Source organism: Variovorax sp. NFACC27 (assembly GCF_048301545.1).
Classification (GTDB): domain Bacteria; phylum Pseudomonadota; class Gammaproteobacteria; order Burkholderiales; family Burkholderiaceae_C; genus Variovorax; species Variovorax gossypii.
On the sequence record NZ_CP157613.1, the window covers coordinates 3249382 to 3267856 of the forward strand.

Sequence of the window (18475 nt, forward strand, 5' to 3'; positions counted from 1 at the left end):
CCGCATCATGAATTTCAAGCGTTTCATGCCTGAATCGACCGCCCTGCGTGCGGGATCAGCTCTTGTTTTGGTAGCGTTCCTCGCCGCCTGCTCTGGCTCGGCCAAGCCGAAGCCGGACGAACTTCCCGCCAACCCGGCCCTGATGGGCGTGCGCCAGGCATGGACGGTGCGCATCCCCGACGTGCAGTTCCCGCTGACCACCGACGTCAGCGGCGACACGATCACCGCGGCCGGCAGCGACGGCACGGTGGTCGCCATCGATGCGCGCGCGGGTCGTGAAATCTGGCGCGCCAGCGCCGGCGCTCCCCTGGCGGCAGGTGTCGGCAGCGACGGCCAACTGGCCGCGGTCGTCACCACCGGCAACGAGCTGGTCGGCATCGAGAACGGCAAGGTCCTGTGGAAGCAGAAGCTCTCGGCCCAGGCCTTCACCGCACCGCTGGTGGCAGGCCGCCGCGTGTTCGTGCAGACCGCCGACCGCAGCATCAGCGCCTGGGACGGCCAGAGCGGCCGCCGCCTCTGGATCCAGCAGCGCGCCGGTGAAAACCTCGTGCTGCGCAAGTCGGGCGTGCTCCTGGCCGTCGGCGACACGCTGGTGGCCGGTATCGGTGGCCGGCTGGCAGGCATCAACCCCGCCAACGGCACTTCGCGTTGGGAAGCGCCCATCGCCGCGCCGCGCGGCACCAACGACGTGGAGCGCCTGGTCGACCTGACCGGCAGCGTGAGCCGCTACGGCGACACGGTCTGCGCGCGTGCCTACTACGCCAGCGTCGGCTGCGTCGAGACCGTGCGTGGTTCGTTGGTCTGGAGCAAGCCTGCCTCGGGCGCGGACGGCGTCAGCGGCAACGAGAGCTTCATCTACGGCACCGAGTCCGACGGCAGCGTCGTGGCTTGGCGTCGTGCCGACGGCGAGCGCGCCTGGCAGATGTCCCGCTTCAAGAACCGCGTGCTGACCGCGCCGTTGGCCGTGGGGCGCTCGCTCATCATCGGCGAGAACACCGGTACGCTGCATTTCGTGTCGCGTGAAGACGGCGCGCTGCTCAATCGCGTCACCCCCGATGGCTCGGCCATCACCGTTGCTCCGGTGCTGGCCGGCAATACGGTCGTGGTGGTGACCGCCAAGGGTGGTGTGTTTGGCTATCGCCCCGAATAATCCCGTTCTTTTTCCTTTCTTCTCTTTCCAAGGCCCGACCATGAAAACCGCGCCCTCGAAAGGCCGGCCATGAAGCCGGTCGTGGCCCTGGTCGGGCGGCCGAATGTCGGCAAGTCGACCCTCTTCAATCGCCTGACGCAGACGCGCGACGCCATCGTCGCCGACTTCGCGGGGCTCACGCGCGACCGCCACTACGGTAACGGCCGCCTGGGCAAGCGCGAGTTCATCGTCATCGATACCGGCGGCTTCGAGCCCGACGCGGGCAGCGGCATCTACAAGGAGATGGCCAAGCAGACGCGGCAGGCCGTGGCCGAGGCCGACGTCGTGATCTTCGTGGTCGATGCGCGCGAGGGGCTCTCGGCGCAGGACCATGACATCGCCAACGAGTTGCGCCGTATCGGCAAGCCCTGCGTGCTGGTAGCCAACAAGGCCGAAGGCATGCACGACGGCACCAAGCTGGTGGACTTCTACGAATTGGGCTTCGGCGAAGTACACGGCGTGTCCGCGGCGCACGGGCAGGGCATGCGCGGACTGGTCGAGCTGGCGCTGGCGCCGCTGAACCTGCCCGAGGAAGATGAAGACGCCGAGGAAGACGACGTCAACAAGCCGATCAAGCTGGCCGTGGCCGGTCGGCCCAACGTGGGCAAGTCCACGCTGATCAATACCTGGCTTGGTGAAGAGCGCCTGGTTGCCTTCGACATGCCTGGCACCACGCGCGATGCCATCTCGGTGCCCTTCGAGCGCAATGGGCAACGCTTCGAGCTGATCGATACGGCCGGCCTGCGCCGCAAGGGCAGGGTGTTTGAGGCGATCGAGAAGTTCTCGGTGGTCAAGACGCTGCAGGCCATCGAGTCGGCCAACGTCGTGCTGCTGCTGCTCGATGCCACCCAGGGCGTGACTGACCAGGACGCGCACATCGCCGGTTACATCCTCGAAAGCGGCCGTGCGGTGGTTATCGCCATCAACAAGTGGGACGCGGTCGACAGCTACCAGCGAGAGCAGATCCAGCGGCAGATCGAGACCCGGCTGCCGTTCCTGAAGTTCGCGGCGCTGCATTTCATCTCGGCCATCAAGCGGCAGGGCCTGGGCCCGGTGTGGCAGGCAATCGCGCAGGCCCACAAGTCGGCCACGCGCAAGATGTCGACGCCGGTGCTGACCCGGCTGCTGCTGGAGGCGGTGCAGTTCCAGGCGCCCAAGCGCGGCGGCATGTTCCGTCCCAAGTTGCGTTATGCGCACCAGGGAGGCATGAATCCGCCCGTGATCGTGATCCACGGGAATTCGCTCGAACATGTGACCGATGCTTACAAGCGCTTCCTCGAGGGGCGCTTCCGCAAGGAGTTCGACCTTGTGGGTACCCCCTTGCGCATCGAGTTCAAGAGCTCCCACAATCCCTTCGTCGACAAGGACGACTGAACCCTATTGGCGGCGGATGGCCGCCGTTGAGTTCCGACTGGGGTTGAAGTTCCGGCTTTTGAGAGACGTTATTTTTCAAAGGCTTTTGGGTGCGATTGCTGCGGCGCGGAAACCCTGTGTTAAGGTCTTCTCCTCCAACAACTACTCTTGAACACGGAGAATATCGTGAGCAATAAAGGGCAACTTCTGCAAGACCCGTTCCTGAACACCTTGCGTCGCGAGCATGTGCCGGTTTCCATTTACCTGGTGAACGGTATCAAGCTGCAAGGCCAGATCGAGTCTTTCGACCAGTACGTCGTGTTGCTTCGCAATACGGTGACGCAGATGGTCTACAAGCACGCCATTTCCACCATCGTGCCAGGCCGTGCCGTCAACTTCTCGGCTACCGAGAACGACGACGCCGCAGCCTGATCGCGCGGAGCGCGGCAGCCCCCGCTGCCGCGCTTTTTCCAAATTTCCGATCCCGCTTGTCTGAACTGATTCCCCGCCAGGAAGGCGCCGCCGTTCTCGTCGGCGTCGATTTCGGGCTGCCCCATTTCGACAGCGAACTCGAGGAACTCGGCCTGCTCGCGCAGACCGCGGGCCTCATTCCCGTCGCCCGTCTCGCGTGCAAGCGCAAGGCGCCCGACGCGGCATTGTTCGTTGGCAGCGGCAAGGCCGAAGAAATCAAGGAACTGGCCGCCCTGTACAGGGCGAGCGAGGTCATCTTCGACCAGGCCCTGAGCCCTGCGCAACAGCGCAACCTCGAGCGCCAGCTCGACGTCGCGGTCTACGACCGGACCTTCCTCATTCTCGAGATCTTCGCCCAGCGCGCGCGTTCGCACGAAGGCAAGCTGCAGGTCGAACTGGCTCGCCTGCAGTACCTCAGCACGCGGCTGGTGCGCCGCTGGTCGCACCTGGAGCGCCAGACCGGCGGTGCAGGCGTGCGCGGCGGCCCGGGCGAGAAGCAGATCGAGCTCGACCGCCGGATGATCAGCGAGTCGATCAAGCGCACGCGCGAGCGCCTCGCCAAGGTGCAGAAGCAGCGCGGCACGCAGCGCCGCCAGCGCGAGCGGCGCGACACCTTCAACATCTCGCTGGTGGGCTACACCAACGCGGGCAAGTCGTCGCTGTTCAATGCGCTGGTCAAGGCGCGCGCCTATGCGGCCGACCAGCTGTTCGCCACGCTCGACACCACCACGCGCCACCTCTACCTGGGGAATGCGCGGCGACAGGTGTCCATATCCGACACCGTGGGCTTCATCCGCGACCTGCCGCACGGGCTGGTCGATGCCTTCAAGGCCACGCTGCAGGAGGCGGTCGATGCCGACCTGCTGCTGCACGTGGTCGACGCTTCCAACCAGCACTATCCGGAGCAGATGGCCGAGGTGCAGTCGGTGCTGCGCGAGATCGGCGCGGACACCGTGCCGCAGCTTCTGGTCTTCAACAAGCTCGATGCCCTTGAAAGCACGCAGCATCCGCTGCATCTGCAGGACGAGATGGAAATCGACGGCGTACAGGTCCCCCGCATCTTCCTCAGCGCCAGGACCGGCGAGGGCGTACCGCTGCTGCGAGCCGAGCTCGCCAGGCAGTCGGGCTCCGCACCCGATACGATGACCCCTGCTGCGGACGCTGAATTGCACGATGCAACCGATGGATTGGGCACAATCCCGCCACTGACAAGAGAACGAAGCGAATGAATTCAAAGCCAGCGCGGAGAGGGTTTCTGGGCATGTTCAACCTGAACGACGGCCGATGGGGGCGTGGCGACGAGCCGTCCTCCAACGGCGACCGCCCGGCCGGCAACCGGCCCCCTGATGCCAATCCCCCCGGCGCTCCGACGCCTCCGCCCTCGGGCAACAACAACGACAACCGTCCCCGCGGACAGGGGCCCAACCAGGGCCCGCCCGACCTCGACGAGCTCTGGCGCGACCTCAACCGCAAGCTCGGCGGCTTCTTCGGCGGCAAGGGCGGCGGCAATCGCCCGAACGGCGGCAGCGGCGGTGGCGGCAATGGCTACAAGCCCGACATGAAGAACGCGGGCTTCGGCATCGGCCTCGTGGCCGCGGTGGCCGTCCTGATCTGGCTCGGCACCGGCTTCTTCATCGTGAATGAAGGCCAGCAGGCCGTCATCACCCAGTTCGGCAAGTACAAGAGCACCGTGGGCGCGGGCTTCAACTGGCGCCTGCCTTATCCCATCCAGCGCCACGAAGTCGTGGTGACCACGCAGATCCGCTCCGCCGACGTGGGCCGCGACGCCATCGTGCGCTCTACCGGCCTGCGCGAGTCGGCCATGCTGACCGAGGACGAGAACATCGTCGAGATCAAGTTCGCGGTGCAGTACCGCCTGAGCGATCCGCGTGCCTGGCTCTACGAGAGCAAGTCGCCCGCCGACACCGTCGTGCAGGTGGCCGAGACCTCCGTGCGCGAGGTGGTCGGCAAGATGAAGATGGACGCCGCGCTCGCCGAAGAGCGCGACCAGATCGCCCCGCGCGTTCGTGCGCTGATGCAGACCATCCTCGACCGCTACAAGATCGGCGTCGAAGTCGTGGGCATCAACCTGCAGCAGGGCGGCGTGCGCCCGCCCGAGCAGGTGCAGGCCGCTTTCGACGACGTGCTCAAGGCCGGTCAGGAACGCGAGCGCACCAAGAACGATGCGCAGGCCTACGCCAACAACGTGGTGCCCCTGGCCACCGGTACAGCTTCGCGGCTGAAGGAAGAGTCCGAGGCCTACAAGGCGCGGATCGTGGCGCAGGCACAGGGTGATGCAGGCCGCTTCAGCGCGGTGCTGTCCGAATACCAGAAGGCCCCGCAGGTGACGCGCGACCGCATGTACACCGACGCCATGCAGCAGATCTACGCCAGCACGACCAAGGTGCTGGTGGACAGCAAGCAGGGTTCGAACCTGCTGTACCTGCCGCTCGACAAGCTCATGCAGCTCAGCGGCAGCGGCAATGCCGCCACGCCGGTCGATGCTGCCAGCCCCAGTGTCGCCGGCACCGCGCCGGCGCAATCCTCGGTGATCCCGGTGGCCCCTGCCACGACCGACGTGCGCGGCCGCGATGGCCGCTCGCGTGACCGCGACGTGCGTTGAGAAAGGCCCGCAAGAACATGAACAGAATCGGATTCATCGCCACCTCGATCCTCGTGCTGCTCGTGCTGGCAAGCTCGACCCTCTTCGTGGTCGACCAGCGGCAGTTCGGCGTGGTCTACGCACTCGGCCAGATCAAGCAGGTCATCACCGAGCCCGGCCTCAACTTCAAGCTGCCGCCACCGTTCCAGAACGTGTCGTACATCGACAAGCGCCTCCTGACGCTGTCTAGCGTGGACACCGAGCCGATGCTCACCGCCGAGAAGCAGCGCGTGGTGATCGACTGGTATGTGCGCTGGCGCATCAGCGACCCGCAGGCCTACATCCGCAACGTCGGCCTCGACGAGAACGCCGGTGCCATGCAGCTCAACCGCGTGGTCCGCAACGCGTTCCAGGAAAACATCAACAAGCGCACGGTGCGCGACCTGATCTCGGTGCGCCGCGAGGCCCTGATGGCCGACGTGCAGCGCGAAGTGCTGTCGGTAGTGAAGGGCGCCAAGCCCTGGGGCGTCGATGTGGTCGACGTGCGCATCACCCGTGTCGACTACGTGGAAGCCATCACCGAATCGGTCTACCGCCGCATGGAGGCCGAGCGCAAGCGCGTGGCCAACGAGCTGCGTTCGACCGGTACGGCCGAAGGCGAGAAGATCCGCGCCGACGCCGACCGCCAGCGCGAGGTGATCGTGGCGAACGCCTACCGCGATGCCCAGAAGATCAAGGGCGAGGGCGATGCCCAGGCCGCCGCCGCCTACAGCGAGGCCTTCGGCCGCGACCCGCAGTTCGCGCAGTTCTATCGCAGCCTCGAGGCCTACAAGCAGAGCTTCAACAAGAAGAGCGACGTGATGGTGCTCGACCCGTCGTCGGACTTCTTCCGCGCCATGCACGGCTCGGGCTCGACCACCAACGCACCTCGCCGTTGATTACTTCCGGCCGCAGCCGTCTTCAGGAGCCGTGAGCGCCGACACTTTCTGGAGCGCGTTGGCGCTCGTCCTGGTGATCGAAGGCATCCTGCCCTTCGTGTCGCCGGGAGGGTGGCGGCGCGGCTTCGGCCAGCTGATGCAGCTACGCGACGGCCAGCTTCGTTTCTTCGGGCTCTGCAGCATCCTGCTGGGGCTGGTTCTGCTCTGGATCCTGGCCTAGTCCGGCCCGTCGATCGACCCCCGCGCGGGACCGGGTGCCCGGTGCCGGTAGAATCCCGTTTTAACCACGCCCCCGATCCCCATGTCCGCCTGGGTCCTCCCGGATCACATTGCCGATGTGCTGCCCTCCGAGGCGCGCCACATCGAAGAACTTCGACGCCAGCTGCTCGATACCGCCCGTGGCTACGGCTACGAGCTGGTGATGCCGCCGCTGCTCGAGCATCTCGAGTCGCTGCTTTCCGGCACTGGCGAGGCGCTCGACCTCCAGACCTTCAAGCTCGTCGACCAGCTTTCCGGCCGCAGCATGGGCCTTCGTGCCGACACCACCCCCCAGGTGGCGCGCATCGATGCCCACCTGCTGAACCGCGACGGCGTGGCCCGCCTGTGCTACTGCGGCCCGGTGCTCCATACCCGGCCCGATCGCCCACATGCGACCCGCGAGCCCCTGCAGTTCGGCGCCGAGATCTACGGCCATGCCGGGCTCGAGGCCGACACCGAAACCCTGCTGCTGGCGCTCGACTGCCTCGACGCCGCCGGCCTGCGCGAGGGCGTGATCGTCGACTTGGCCGATGCCCGCATCGTGCGCGCCCTATTCGCCGGCGTGCCGGTCGATGGTGCCGCCCTGGCCCAGGTGCATGCTGCACTGGCTGCCAAGGACGCGAGCGAGCTCGAGTCGCTCACCAAAAACTTCCCCGCCGCCTCGCGCGACGGCCTGCGTGCGCTGATCCAGCTTTATGGCGACGAGTCGGTGCTCGACGAAGCGGCCAAGGCCCTCAAGGGCACGCCCGCGGTCGGTGCGGCGCTGGCCGACCTGAAGCAGCTTGCCTCCGGCCTGAAGGGCGTGGCCGGCCGCCAGATCAGCTTCGACCTGGCCGACCTGCGCGGCTATGCGTACTACAGCGGCATGCGTTTCGGCATCTACGTGCCCGGCGCGGCCGACTCGCTGGTGCGCGGCGGCCGCTACGACGAGGTGGGGGCCGTGTTCGGCCGCAACCGTCCGGCCGTCGGCTTCAGCCTCGACGTGCGCGAACTGGTCGGCGTGCTGCCGGCCCGCCCGCTGCGCGCCGCCATCCGCGCGCCCTGGAGCGACGCGGCCGGCCTGCGTCAGGCCATTGCCCAATTGCGCAAGTCCGGTGAAACGGTAGTCTGCGTGCTGCCGGGCCATGGCAGCGAAATCGATGAATTCCACTGCGACCGCGAGCTCGTCGAGCAGGCCGGCCAGTGGAGTGTCCGTGCGATCTGATTTTTCAAGTAATGGAACGAGCATGAGCGTAACCACCGGAAGAAACGTGGTCGTCGTCGGCACCCAGTGGGGCGACGAAGGCAAAGGCAAGCTGGTCGACTGGCTGACGGAGAGCGCCCAGGGCGTGGTCCGCTTCCAGGGCGGCCACAACGCGGGCCACACGCTGGTCATCAACGGTGTGAAAACCGCGTTGCACCTGATCCCGAGCGGCATCATGCGGCCCGGCGTCAAGTGCTACATCGGCAACGGCGTGGTGCTGTCCGCCGCCAAGCTGTTCGAGGAAATCGAAGGGCTGGAGAAGGCCGGCGTCGAGGTGCGTTCGCGCCTGCGCATCAGCGAGGCCTGCCCGCTGATCCTGCCGTTCCACGCTGCGCTGGACATCGCGCGCGAGGCCTACCGCGAAAAGGGCGGCATCGAGAAGATCGGCACCACCGGCCGCGGCATCGGCCCGGCCTACGAGGACAAGATCGCCCGCCGCGCGCTGCGCGTGCAGGACCTGAAGCACCCCGAGCGCTTCGCCGCCAAGCTGCGCGTGCTGCTCGAGCTGCACAACCACGTGCTGACCCAGGTGCTGGGCGCGCCCGCCATCGACTTCGACGAAGTCTTCAACGAGGCGATGAAGCACGCCGAGCTGCTCAAGCCCATGATGGCCGACGTCTCGCGCGAACTGAACGACGCCAACCGCGACGGCGCCAACCTGCTGTTCGAAGGCGCACAGGGCACGCTGCTCGACGTGGACCACGGCACCTACCCGTACGTCACCTCCAGCAACTGCGTGGCCGGCAACGCCGCCGCCGGTTCGGGCGTGGGCCCGGGCATGCTGCACTACATCCTGGGCATCACCAAGGCCTACTGCACGCGCGTGGGTGGCGGTCCGTTCCCCACCGAACTCGACTGGGCCACGCCCGGCACCCCGGGCTACCACATGAGCACCGTGGGCGCTGAAAAGGGCGTGACCACCGGCCGCAGCCGTCGTTGCGGCTGGTTCGACGCCGCGCTGCTCAAGCGCTCGGCGCAGGTCAACGGCCTGTCGGGCCTGTGCATCACCAAGCTCGACGTGCTGGACGGCCTCGAGAAGCTCGAGCTGTGCACCGGCTACGAACTCGACGGCGAAACCACCGACATCCTGCCGATGGGCGCGGACGAGATCGAACGCTGCACGCCGATCTACGAAACCCTCGAAGGCTGGAGCGAAAGCACCGTGGGCGTCACGCAGTACGACAAGCTGCCGATCAATGCGCGCCTCTACCTGCAGCGCATCGAGCAGGTCACCGGCGTGCCGATCCACATGGTGTCGACGAGCCCCGACCGCGACCACACGATCATGATGCGCCACCCCTACCTGGCCGACTGAACAAAGAGAGAGGAAAAGAAAACCCCATGTTGACCGAAGACGGCAAGCATCTCTACGTCAGCTACGACGAGTACCACAACCTGATCGAGAAGCTCGCGATCAAGGTGCACCAGTCGGGCTGGCAGTTCGACACCATCCTGTGCCTGGCGCGCGGCGGCATGCGGCCCGGCGACGTGCTCTCGCGCATCTTCGACAAGCCGCTGGCGATCATGTCGACCAGCTCGTACCGCGCCGATGCAGGCACGGTGCAGGGCCACCTCGACATCGCCCGCTACATCACCACGCCCAAGGGCGAGATCGCCGGCAAGGTGCTGCTGGTGGACGACCTGGCCGACTCGGGCCACACGCTGCACGCGGTGATGGACATGCTGCGCAACAACTACCCGCCCATCACCGAGCTGCGCAGCGCCGTGATCTGGACCAAGGCGCTGTCGACCTTCACGCCCGACTACCAGGTGGAATTCCTGGCGACCAACCCGTGGATCCACCAGCCCTTCGAAGGCTACGACTCCATGGGCGCGGAGAAGCTGCTCGAGAAGTGGTCGGTCTGATCCGGCCACACTGGCGCCGGCCTACCCGGCGTCGGTGAACATGGCGGTGTAGCGCCGCTGCATTTCCTCCGGCGTCAGCTTCTCGATGCTGTGCCCCACGTTCCAGCGATGGCCGAAGGGGTCATGGAAGACGCCGGAGCGTTCCCCATAGAACTGGTCCTGCGGCGCCATGTCCAGCGTGGCGCCGGCGGCGACCGCGCGCGCCACCACCGCGTCGGCATCGTCCACGTGCAGGTGCAGCGAGACGGACGTGTTGCCCAGCGTCTTCGCGCTGAGGATGCCGAATTCGGCGAACTCCTCCGAGATCATCAGGATCGCGCCGTTTTGGAAGTCCAGCTCCGCGTGGCCGATGCGGCCGCTCGGCTCGGTCAGGCGGAAGATCTCCTTCACCTCGAAGACCTTGCAATAGAACTCGATGGCTGCCTTGGCGTCGTGGACGCAGAGGTACGGAAACAGTTCGTGGATGGCCATGGCCTTGTTGTCCCTTCAGTTGAGATGGGCGCGATTCTGGAATTCGCGACGCTTCGGGTCTTGAACGAATTTGACCTTGCCGACGCGCAGCCCGGTCAGACCTGCACGTGCCGTGAAGACGCAGGCGCCGCGCGCCGATAGGCCTGGGGCGACATGCCGGCGATCGCAAGGAACTCGCGGTTGAAGTGCGCCTGGTCGCTGTAGCCGGCCTCCAGCGCCAGCTCGACCCAGGGCCGGGCTGGGTCCAGCACGAACTGTCCCAGCACGCGATCGAAACGCAGCATGCGCGTGTACTGCTTGGGCGCGATGCCCGTCATGCCGCGGAACAGTTCGATGAAGCGGCGGTGGCTGTAGCCGCTCTGCTTCACGAGTTCGCGGATGGCAATTGCCTGCCCGTCATCGTCGGCGCTGGACAGGCTCGCCAGCGCCTGTGCCACCGCAGGGTGCAGGCCATGCATGGCGCGAGCGGCAAGGCGGGCGCTCAGCAGGGCCTCGAGGATCGCAAGCTGGCGCTCCAGGGAGGCCGCACCCTGGAGCTGTTCGAGCGCGAAGCCCGCGTCGGCGCCCCAGAGCGCATCGAGCGGCGTGTGGCATTCGGCCAATGCGTCTTCGGGGGCACCGAGCAGCGCCCGCGCCGCACCCGGGTGCAGCATCACGCCGACCGAATGCGTCTGGATCGACACGTCGCGCACGAAGAAGGCGGAGCGGGCGCCGCCTACCATGGCGTGGCCCACGGTGAAGCCATCGGCATCCGCGCCGTTCCGGAAAAGACGCAGCGGAGGACCACCGAGCCGGAACACGAGATGCATGCCGCCCGTGGGCAGCACATGCTCGCGCGCGCCCGGTCGCTCGGCGGGCTTTTCCGCAGGCGCCGAAGCCCACATCAGCCGGACGAAGGGTCGAAGGCGCGGGGAGGGCAGGCGTGTCAGCTGCATGCTGTCCCTATCTATCGGCCCGGGAGCCGTTCGAAGATGGTCGCGTCCTCGGGCAGGTGGTGGAAGGCCTGCTTCTCTTGCGTCCAGAACACCATGTCGGCCTTCCCGAAGGCGCCGGGGTCATCAAGCGCACCAACCTTGACGATCAAGCCACCGGGGGCCTTGGGCGAACGGGAGGCCACATGCACGCCGCATTCGGCACAGAAATCGCGCGCCGGTGCATCGGACGCGTCCGCGCGGGCGAATCTGCGCGGCTCGCCGCGGGTGTATCGGAAGGCCGCAGCCTCCAGGCCCACGAACAGGTTGCCGGCGCCGCCCGAAACCTTCTGGCAGGTCCGGCACAGGCAGAGCCCGCGCATGCGCACCGGCCCGTCGATCTCGAATCGCAACGCACCGCAGAGGCAGCCACCGGTCAGAGTCATTCGCAGGTTCCAGCTTGGTTGCCGGATTCTGGCAAGGGCATGGACCGCGCGCAAATGGGGCTCCGTCGCCGCAGAAAGCGCCGCAGGCAGGCCTGTGTGGCAGGCCCCGGATTCGATCCACTAGCATCTGCACATGAGCAAGCCCTCCACGACCCTGATCCACCACCCCTACGTTCCGCCCGCAACCTTCGCCGCGCCGCAGCCCGGCGTGTTCAAGGCGTCGACCGTGTTCTTCGCCGACGTGGCCGCCATGCGCGCGCGCGACTGGCGCACCAAGGCCGGCTACACCTACGGCCTGCACGGCACGCCCACCACCTTCACGCTGGAGGAGCGCCTGGCCACGCTCGAAGGCGGCACCGAATGCCTGCTCGTGCCCAGCGGGCTCGCGGCCATCTCGCTGGTCTCGTTCGCCTTCCTGAAGACGGGCGACGAGGTGCTGATCCCCGACAACGCCTACGGCCCGAACAAGGCGCTGGCCACCGGCGAGCTGGCGAACTTCGGCATCACCCATCGCCTGTACGACGCTATGAACCCGGCCGACCTCGCGGCCAAGCTGTCGGATCGCACGCGGCTGGTGTGGGTCGAGGCGGCGGGCTCGGTGACCATGGAGTTCCCCGATCTGCCCGCACTGGTGAACATCTGCCGCGCACGCGGCGTGATGACCGCGCTGGACAACACCTGGGGCGCCGGCCTGGCCTTCGCGCCCTTCGATTTCAACGGCAGCGGGCAGGGCGTCGACATCTCCGTGCACGCGCTCACCAAGTACCCCAGCGGCGGCGGCGACGTGCTCATGGGCAGCGTGACCACTCGCGACGAGCGCCTGCACCGCGCGCTCAAGCTCACCCACATGCGCATGGGCTTCGGCATCGGCGTGGGCGACGTCGAGACGCTGCTGCGTTCGCTTCCGAGCATCGCGCTGCGCTATGCCGCGCACGACCGCGCGGCGCGCGAACTGGCCGGCTGGCTCAACGGCTGCGAGGAGATCGCGCAGGTGCTTCATCCCGCGCTCGAAGACTCGCCGGGCCATGTCCACTGGCGTGCGCTCTGCGGCGAAACCAACCTGGCCGCCGGGCTGTTCTCGGTGGTGTTCGACGAGCGCTACAGCACCGAGCAGGTCGACCGTTTCTGCGACAGCCTGCAGCTGTTCCGCCTCGGCTACTCGTGGGGCGGGCCGATCAGTCTCGTCGTGCCCTACGACATCGGCCTGATGCGCGACGCGAGCGTGGCGCGCTGGCCCTACAAGGGAACGCTCGTGCGTTTTTCCATCGGCCTGGAGGACGTCGACGACCTGCGCGCCGATCTGCAGCAGGCCCTGGCCCGGATGTAATAAACCGCTTCCCATGGCCCGGGGCGCGTCGTGGGGTACCCTCCCGGGACTGCACCGTTATCGCTTACAGTAGGCCACGTGCAGTCACCCTGACTGCCGCGCCTAAGGAGAAGCAGTGGCAACACCCAACTACGGCTACGAGAAGCGCCAGAAAGAGCTGGCCAAGAAGAAAAAGAAGGAAGAAAAGCTCCGGGAAAAGGCGAACCGCAAACTCAATCCGAGCAGCGACGGCCTGGCTCCTGGAGACCCGGAGACCGATGTGGCTTCGCTCGAACGCGATCCCCCCACGGTTCCCGAGTTGCCTACCAAGAACGGTTGATTCGCTTCTGGCGCACCAATCAGAAAGCCGCCGCGGGCCTGCGCCCGCGGCGGCTTTTTTCATTGCTTCGGCAGGAGCTTGCGCAGCTCGGGCCAGACGTTGTCGAGCAGTCGAGGCTGCGCGGCCGCCGTCGGGTGGATGCGGTCGGCCTGGAACAGCGAGAGCGCATCGGGCGCGTCGGCCACGCCCTTGAGCAGGAAGGGCACCAGCCCCGACTTGGTCGCCTCGGCCACCTTGGAGAACACCGCCTCGAAGCGCCGCGTGTAGTCGCCGCCGTAGTTCGGGGGCACCTGGATGCCGACGATCAGCACCTTCGCGCCCGCAGCCTGGGCCGCCTTGGTGATCTGCATCAGGTTGTTCTCGGTGTCGGTGAGCGGCAGGCCGCGCAGGGCGTCGTTGGCGCCGAGCTCGAGCACCACGAGGCTGGGCTTGTGCTGCGCGAGCAGCGGCGCGAAACGTGCGCGCCCGCCGGAACTGGTGTCGCCGCTGATGCTGGCGTTGACCACCGTGGCCGAGACCTTCTGCTGCGCAAGCCTTTTTTCGAGCAAGGGTACCCAGCCTTCGCCGCGCTTGAGGCCGTACTCTGCGCTCAGCGAATCGCCGAGCACCAGGATCACCGGCTTGCCCGAAGACGAAGATGTCTGGGACTGAGCCTGAGCCTGGGCCTGCGCCGCGGTCGTCCATAGCCCCGCGCCGCCGAGCGCGGTGGTGGTCAAGATAAAGTCACGTCGATTCAAAACCAGAGCCTTTCCATGTCCCAACCCCCCTCTGATGCCATTGTCGCCGTCGAGCATGTGTTCAAGTCCGTCACCGATTCGACAGGCACGCTGGACATTCTGCAGGACATCGATTTCACCCTCGGTGCGCGGGAAACCGCCGCCATCGTCGGCGCCTCGGGCTCCGGCAAGAGCACGCTGCTGTCGATCATCGCGGGGCTGGACACGCCCACGCGCGGCACGGTGCGCATAGCGGGTGAAGACATCTTCGCGATGAACGAGGACGAGCGCGCCGCCCTGCGAGGCCGCCATGTTGGATTCGTATTCCAGAGCTTTCAATTGCTGGCCAACTACACGGCACTCGAGAATGTGATGCTTCCGCTGGAAACTGCCAACCGCAAGGACGCCCGCAAGGCCGCCACCGAAATGCTCGGCCGCGTCGGCCTGGGCCAGCGGCTCGGGCACTACCCGAAAGTGCTCTCCGGCGGCGAACAGCAGCGCGTGGCGCTGGCCCGCGCCTTCGTCGTCCAGCCGGCGCTGCTGCTGGCCGACGAGCCCACCGGCAGCCTCGACTTCGCCACCGGCGAGCAGGTCATGCAGCTGATGTTCGACCTGAACCGCGAGCTCGGCACCACGCTCGTGCTCGTCACCCACGACCGGGGCATCGCGGCGCGTTGCGAACGACGTATCACCATCGAGGCCGGGCGCGTCGCTCTTAATGAAAAAGTGGCTCTGGCGCCCGCCTGACAAGCGCAATAAGCTATGAAACATAAATAAAGCGCCCGTCACTTTCGAGGAGATATTCATGGAGGAGCTTCCGCCCGACGCCGTCCTGGCGCTGCAGCGCGGCAGGATGATCGAGGCCATCAAGATCGTGCGCAGCCGCACGGGCGTGGACCTCAAGTCGGCCAAGGAAGCTGTGGACCGGTATGCCGACCGGCTGGAAAGAGGAGAGGACGACAACGAAGGCGGACGCTGCGTCCCCACCGCGGCCAAGCAGGATCGCGGCTTCGCATCGATGCCGTCCACCGCGCTCGCTGCCCTGGCGCAGGGCAACAAGATGGAGGCCATCCGCCTCACGCGCGAAGCCACCGGGCTGAGCCTGTCGGCCGCCAAGCGGCTGGTCGACAACCACGACGACCCCGCGCTCGGCAGCTTCGGTCCACTGACCCAGCACATGCCCCGGCGCCCCATGGTCGAGCCGGGCCGCGTGCAGGGCGACGGCTACAAATGGCTGCCGATCCTGATCATCCTGCTCGCGGCGGTCCTGGTCTGGCTGCTGTTCGGCGGAAAGGCCTGAGGCGATGATTGTTCCCCAGTTCTGGGCCGAAGGCCGCGTCCAGGAGCGCGTGGCCGGCAAGCAGGTCACCGTGCGCCGCTACGGCTGGTCCGACGAGAGCCCCGTGGCCGCGCAGGCGCACGCCGACCAGCGCACCCGCGAGGCCTTCGACCGCATCGTCCACAAGGGCGAGAAGCTCGAACTCCGCGAGCGCAAGATGCCCTACAACGGCGCCGACGGCGTGCCGATCCGCGAGGAAATCGTCGAGCGCCAGGGCGACACCATCATCACGCGCAACACCTACGGCGCGCGCTGCCTCAACACGCCCGACGTGCTGTTCGTCGACATCGACTTCGAGGAGCCCCTGCGCGGCAGCGTGTTCGGCTTCGCGCTCGTTCCGGCGCTGATCGCCGGCGTGGTCGGCGGCTGGGCCGCCAGGACCTGGCTGGGCGGGCTGATCGCGGGCATCGTGGTCTTCGTCGTGGCGTGGGTCATCGGCCAGCGCAAGAAGCGCGGCGAGCACAGCGGCAACCCCGCACCCGAGAAGCGGGCGGCGGAGCGCATCGCACGTTTCATGCAGCAGCATCCCGACTGGCATCTGCGTATCTACCGCACCCCCGCGGGCTTTCGTTTGCTGGCGATGCACGACGTCTTCGACCCGGCCGCTACCGCGGTGGCCGATTGCTTCCATGCGCTGGGCGTCGACAAGGTCTACGCACGCATGTGCCGCAACCAGAACTGCTTTCGCGCCCGCGTGAGCGCCAAGCCTTGGCGCGTGGGCATCGGCGACCACATGCGGCCCCAGCCGGGCGTGTGGCCGGTATCGCCCGAGAAGCTGCCCGCGCGCGACGCCTGGATCGCCCGCTATGAAAAGGCCGCCCAGGGCCACGCCGCCTGCCAGTACCTGGAGAGCGTGGGAAACGCTGCGAAAGTGCATCCGAACGCGCTGGCAGTGCAGGAACTGCACGACGAGCGCACCCGCGCGCTCAGCGGCCTGCCGATCGCCTGAACGCGCACGGCGGGCCGGCCCCGAGGGGGCAGGGATAATCCACGGATGTCTTCCCCCAAAGTGATCTTCGGCTTCCATGCCGTGGGCGTGCGCCTCAAGACCGCGCCGAAGTCGGTGCTCGAAGTGTTGTTCGACGCCAGCCGGCGCGACGCGCGCATGAAACAGTTCCTCGCGCGAGCGCAGGAAACCGGCGTGCGACTCATCGAGGCCGACGGTGCCCGGCTCTCCAAGCTCAGCGGCAGCCACGGCCACCAGGGCGTGGTGGCGCGGGTCGAGCCCGTGGCCCAGGTCCGCTCTCTCGACGAACTGCTCGAAGGCCTCGAAGAGGCCGGCACCGTGCCCCTGCTGCTGGTGCTCGACGGCGTGACCGACCCGCACAACCTCGGCGCCTGCCTGCGCGTGGCCGACGGCGCCGGCGCGCACGCGGTCATCGCCCCCAAGGACCACGCGGCCGGCATTAACGCCACTGTCGCCAAGGTGGCGAGCGGTGCGGCCGAGACGGTGCCGTACTTCATGGTCACCAACCTCGCGCGCACCCTCAACGAGCTCAAGGAACGCAACATCTGGTGCGTGGGTACCAGCGACGACGCTCCGGGCACCATCTACCAGAGCGACTTCAAGCGCCCGCTGGCGCTGGTGCTGGGCGCCGAGGGCGAGGGCATGCGGCAGCTCACGCGAAAGACCTGCGACGAGCTGGTGAGCATCCCGATGGCCGGCGCGGTCGAGAGCCTGAACGTCTCGGTGGCCAGCGGCGTATGCCTCTACGAGGCACTGCGACAGCGCAGCGCCTGATCTCGTTTCCGGCTCTTCCTGGATCTTTCCTAGCCCCGGGGCAGCGACCTGCCCTTGCGGTGGAAGTAGACGAGTTCCGCCATGCGCCGCATCGGCGGCGTGCCCAGCAGGCGGTTGAACATCCAGTCATTCTGGAAATGGTCGAAGGCCCAGCGCAGCGCGCGCTTGAGCCTGAAGCCCGGGTAGCCGCGCACGAACCACGTGGCCGGGTCGCCGACCTCGCCGCGCACGAAGCGCGCCACGGCCTCGCCGGCGCCTTGCCCGTGCAGAAGGGCCGTGTGGATGCCGCCGGCGGTCACCGGCGACACCATGCCCGCTGCATCGCCCACCAGCAGCGCCCCTTCGCGCGCCACCACTGGCAGCACGCCGCCGCAGGGGATCATTCCCGCGCGCACCGCGACGGGCGGCGCGTCGCCGGGCGTGACCACCGGGGCGATCTTGCGCAGCAGCGGTTCGAGCCTCAGCGCGCCCGCATCGTCGTGCACCATGCGGCGCGCCAGTCCGATCTGGCTCACGCCGACCCCTTCGAGCGCCCAGCCGATGTAGCCGGGCGCGAGCTTGCGGTCGATGAAGCAGTGCAGCAGGTCGGGCGCCATCCTTGCGCCCTGGTATTCGTGCTCCACGCCGTAGAGAAAGCGCGTGTTGCGCGACAGGCCCAGTGCCTTGGCGACGCGCGAGTGCGGGCCGTCCGCGCCCACGAGGTACGTGGCCGTGATGCAGGGGCCGTGCGTCAGCGGCACTTCCCAGCGGCCGTCGAGCCACAGGGCCTGCTCGAACAGCATGCCCAGCCGCACGTCGACGCCGCAGGCGCGGGTCGAATCGACCATCCAGTCGAGCAGGGCGGGCGCGTCGGTGGCCCAGAACCAGTAGCCGGGCGCATGCAGGTCGACGTGATGCATGTCGGGGGCGTAGAGCCTCACGCCCTCGATGCGGCGCACCAGCGCGGGCGGTACCTCGGCCAGCCAGGGCACGCTGTCGACCGCGTCCTTGACGATGATGCCGGTGGTGTGCAGCTTGGCGCCGGCCGCGGTCTTCTTCTCCAGCACCATCACGCTGAGGCCCGCGAGCGCCGCCGCCCGCGCACAGGCGAGGCCCGCGAAGCTGGCGCCGACGACGAGCAAATCGACCTTGAGATGGCCCATGCCGTTGCCGGCAGCAGAGGCCGGTGCGGGCGCCGCCGAATAGGCGGAGGGAAGAAGCGGGGAAAAGAAGGTTGGAGATGTATGCATGGGGCCGCTGACTTGAAGCAACGCGCACCGCCTCTCGCGATGCGCGCTGCGAAGTT

The 18475-nt window shown here is 67.4% G+C and carries 21 protein-coding genes; 16 read left to right on the plus strand and 5 right to left on the minus strand.

The window, feature by feature from the left end:
• Positions 1–7: 7 nt before the first annotated feature.
• From bamB to ABL840_RS15270, 10 genes are all read left to right on the plus strand, one after another.
• Positions 8–1150, plus strand: coding sequence for an outer membrane protein assembly factor BamB (gene bamB, locus ABL840_RS15225; RefSeq protein ID WP_093304877.1), 1143 nt, complete (start codon positions 8–10; stop codon positions 1148–1150).
• A gap of 69 nt (positions 1151–1219) precedes the next feature.
• Complete coding sequence (gene der / locus ABL840_RS15230) at positions 1220–2563, plus strand: ribosome biogenesis GTPase Der (RefSeq protein ID WP_093201556.1); 1344 nt, start codon at positions 1220–1222, stop codon at positions 2561–2563.
• 165 nt (positions 2564–2728) lie between these two features.
• Complete coding sequence (hfq, locus tag ABL840_RS15235) at positions 2729–2974, plus strand: RNA chaperone Hfq (RefSeq protein ID WP_093201554.1); 246 nt, start codon at positions 2729–2731, stop codon at positions 2972–2974.
• A gap of 56 nt (positions 2975–3030) precedes the next feature.
• The gene (gene hflX, locus ABL840_RS15240; protein ID WP_093304875.1) at positions 3031–4242 is read left to right on the plus strand and encodes a GTPase HflX; all 1212 of its coding nucleotides are present in this window, start codon (positions 3031–3033) and stop codon (positions 4240–4242) included.
• A 32-nt stretch (positions 4243–4274) separates the two neighbouring features.
• Positions 4275–5636 carry an FtsH protease activity modulator HflK gene (hflK, locus tag ABL840_RS15245; protein WP_093201549.1) on the plus strand — a complete coding sequence of 454 codons (1362 nt, stop codon included), beginning with the start codon at positions 4275–4277 and terminating at the stop codon, positions 5634–5636.
• A gap of 17 nt (positions 5637–5653) precedes the next feature.
• Complete coding sequence (gene hflC, locus ABL840_RS15250) at positions 5654–6553, plus strand: protease modulator HflC (protein WP_093201546.1); 900 nt, start codon at positions 5654–5656, stop codon at positions 6551–6553.
• Between the two features lie 31 nt (positions 6554–6584).
• Positions 6585–6773: a DUF2065 domain-containing protein gene (locus ABL840_RS15255; RefSeq protein ID WP_019653109.1), complete on the plus strand. Its 189-nt coding sequence runs from the start codon at positions 6585–6587 to the stop codon at positions 6771–6773.
• Positions 6774–6854: 81 nt separating this feature from the next.
• Positions 6855–8015, plus strand: a complete 1161-nt coding sequence (locus ABL840_RS15260; RefSeq protein WP_093304873.1) for an ATP phosphoribosyltransferase regulatory subunit — start codon at positions 6855–6857, stop codon at positions 8013–8015.
• Between the two features lie 22 nt (positions 8016–8037).
• Positions 8038–9369 (plus strand): adenylosuccinate synthase, encoded by a 1332-nt coding sequence (locus ABL840_RS15265; protein WP_093201541.1) that lies wholly within the window; start codon positions 8038–8040, stop codon positions 9367–9369.
• Positions 9370–9395: 26 nt separating this feature from the next.
• Positions 9396–9920, plus strand: coding sequence for a phosphoribosyltransferase (locus ABL840_RS15270; protein ID WP_093201538.1), 525 nt, complete (start codon positions 9396–9398; stop codon positions 9918–9920).
• 21 nt (positions 9921–9941) lie between these two features.
• On the opposite strand, the gene ABL840_RS15275 is transcribed toward ABL840_RS15270, so the two are convergent.
• From ABL840_RS15275 to ABL840_RS15285, 3 genes are all read right to left on the minus strand, one after another.
• Complete coding sequence (locus ABL840_RS15275; protein ID WP_093304871.1) at positions 9942–10391, minus strand: VOC family protein; 450 nt, start codon at positions 10389–10391, stop codon at positions 9942–9944.
• Between the two features lie 95 nt (positions 10392–10486).
• Entirely contained in the window at positions 10487–11326 is an 840-nt protein-coding gene (locus ABL840_RS15280) for a helix-turn-helix domain-containing protein (RefSeq protein ID WP_093304869.1), read from the minus strand.
• Positions 11327–11337: 11 nt separating this feature from the next.
• Positions 11338–11802: a GFA family protein gene (locus ABL840_RS15285; protein ID WP_143042970.1), complete on the minus strand. Its 465-nt coding sequence runs from the start codon at positions 11800–11802 to the stop codon at positions 11338–11340.
• A gap of 79 nt (positions 11803–11881) precedes the next feature.
• Here ABL840_RS15285 and ABL840_RS15290 point away from each other — a divergent pair, with 79 nt between their 5' ends.
• Both ABL840_RS15290 and ABL840_RS15295 read left to right on the plus strand, forming a co-directional pair.
• Complete coding sequence (locus ABL840_RS15290) at positions 11882–13075, plus strand: PLP-dependent transferase (protein WP_093201527.1); 1194 nt, start codon at positions 11882–11884, stop codon at positions 13073–13075.
• A 115-nt stretch (positions 13076–13190) separates the two neighbouring features.
• Positions 13191–13394 (plus strand): hypothetical protein, encoded by a 204-nt coding sequence (locus ABL840_RS15295; RefSeq protein WP_093052173.1) that lies wholly within the window; start codon positions 13191–13193, stop codon positions 13392–13394.
• A gap of 59 nt (positions 13395–13453) precedes the next feature.
• Here the strand turns inward: ABL840_RS15295 and ABL840_RS15300 are convergent, their stop codons facing one another.
• Positions 13454–14110 carry an arylesterase gene (locus ABL840_RS15300; protein WP_418116284.1) on the minus strand — a complete coding sequence of 219 codons (657 nt, stop codon included), beginning with the start codon at positions 14108–14110 and terminating at the stop codon, positions 13454–13456.
• Positions 14111–14146: 36 nt separating this feature from the next.
• On the opposite strand from ABL840_RS15300, the gene ABL840_RS15305 reads away from it, so the two are divergent.
• From ABL840_RS15305 to rlmB, 4 genes are read left to right on the plus strand one after another with little or no spacing between them, the layout of a single operon-like run.
• Entirely contained in the window at positions 14147–14857 is a 711-nt protein-coding gene (locus ABL840_RS15305; protein ID WP_093201525.1) for an ABC transporter ATP-binding protein, read from the plus strand.
• Between the two features lie 58 nt (positions 14858–14915).
• Positions 14916–15410: a hypothetical protein gene (locus ABL840_RS15310; protein WP_093304864.1), complete on the plus strand. Its 495-nt coding sequence runs from the start codon at positions 14916–14918 to the stop codon at positions 15408–15410.
• A 4-nt stretch (positions 15411–15414) separates the two neighbouring features.
• Positions 15415–16398 carry a hypothetical protein gene (locus ABL840_RS15315; RefSeq protein ID WP_093304862.1) on the plus strand — a complete coding sequence of 328 codons (984 nt, stop codon included), beginning with the start codon at positions 15415–15417 and terminating at the stop codon, positions 16396–16398.
• Positions 16399–16443: 45 nt separating this feature from the next.
• The gene (gene rlmB, locus ABL840_RS15320; protein WP_093201517.1) at positions 16444–17190 is read left to right on the plus strand and encodes a 23S rRNA (guanosine(2251)-2'-O)-methyltransferase RlmB; all 747 of its coding nucleotides are present in this window, start codon (positions 16444–16446) and stop codon (positions 17188–17190) included.
• A 29-nt stretch (positions 17191–17219) separates the two neighbouring features.
• On the opposite strand, the gene ABL840_RS15325 is transcribed toward rlmB, so the two are convergent.
• Positions 17220–18419 carry an NAD(P)/FAD-dependent oxidoreductase gene (locus tag ABL840_RS15325; RefSeq protein ID WP_093304861.1) on the minus strand — a complete coding sequence of 400 codons (1200 nt, stop codon included), beginning with the start codon at positions 18417–18419 and terminating at the stop codon, positions 17220–17222.
• Between the last annotated feature and the right edge of the window lie 56 nt (positions 18420–18475).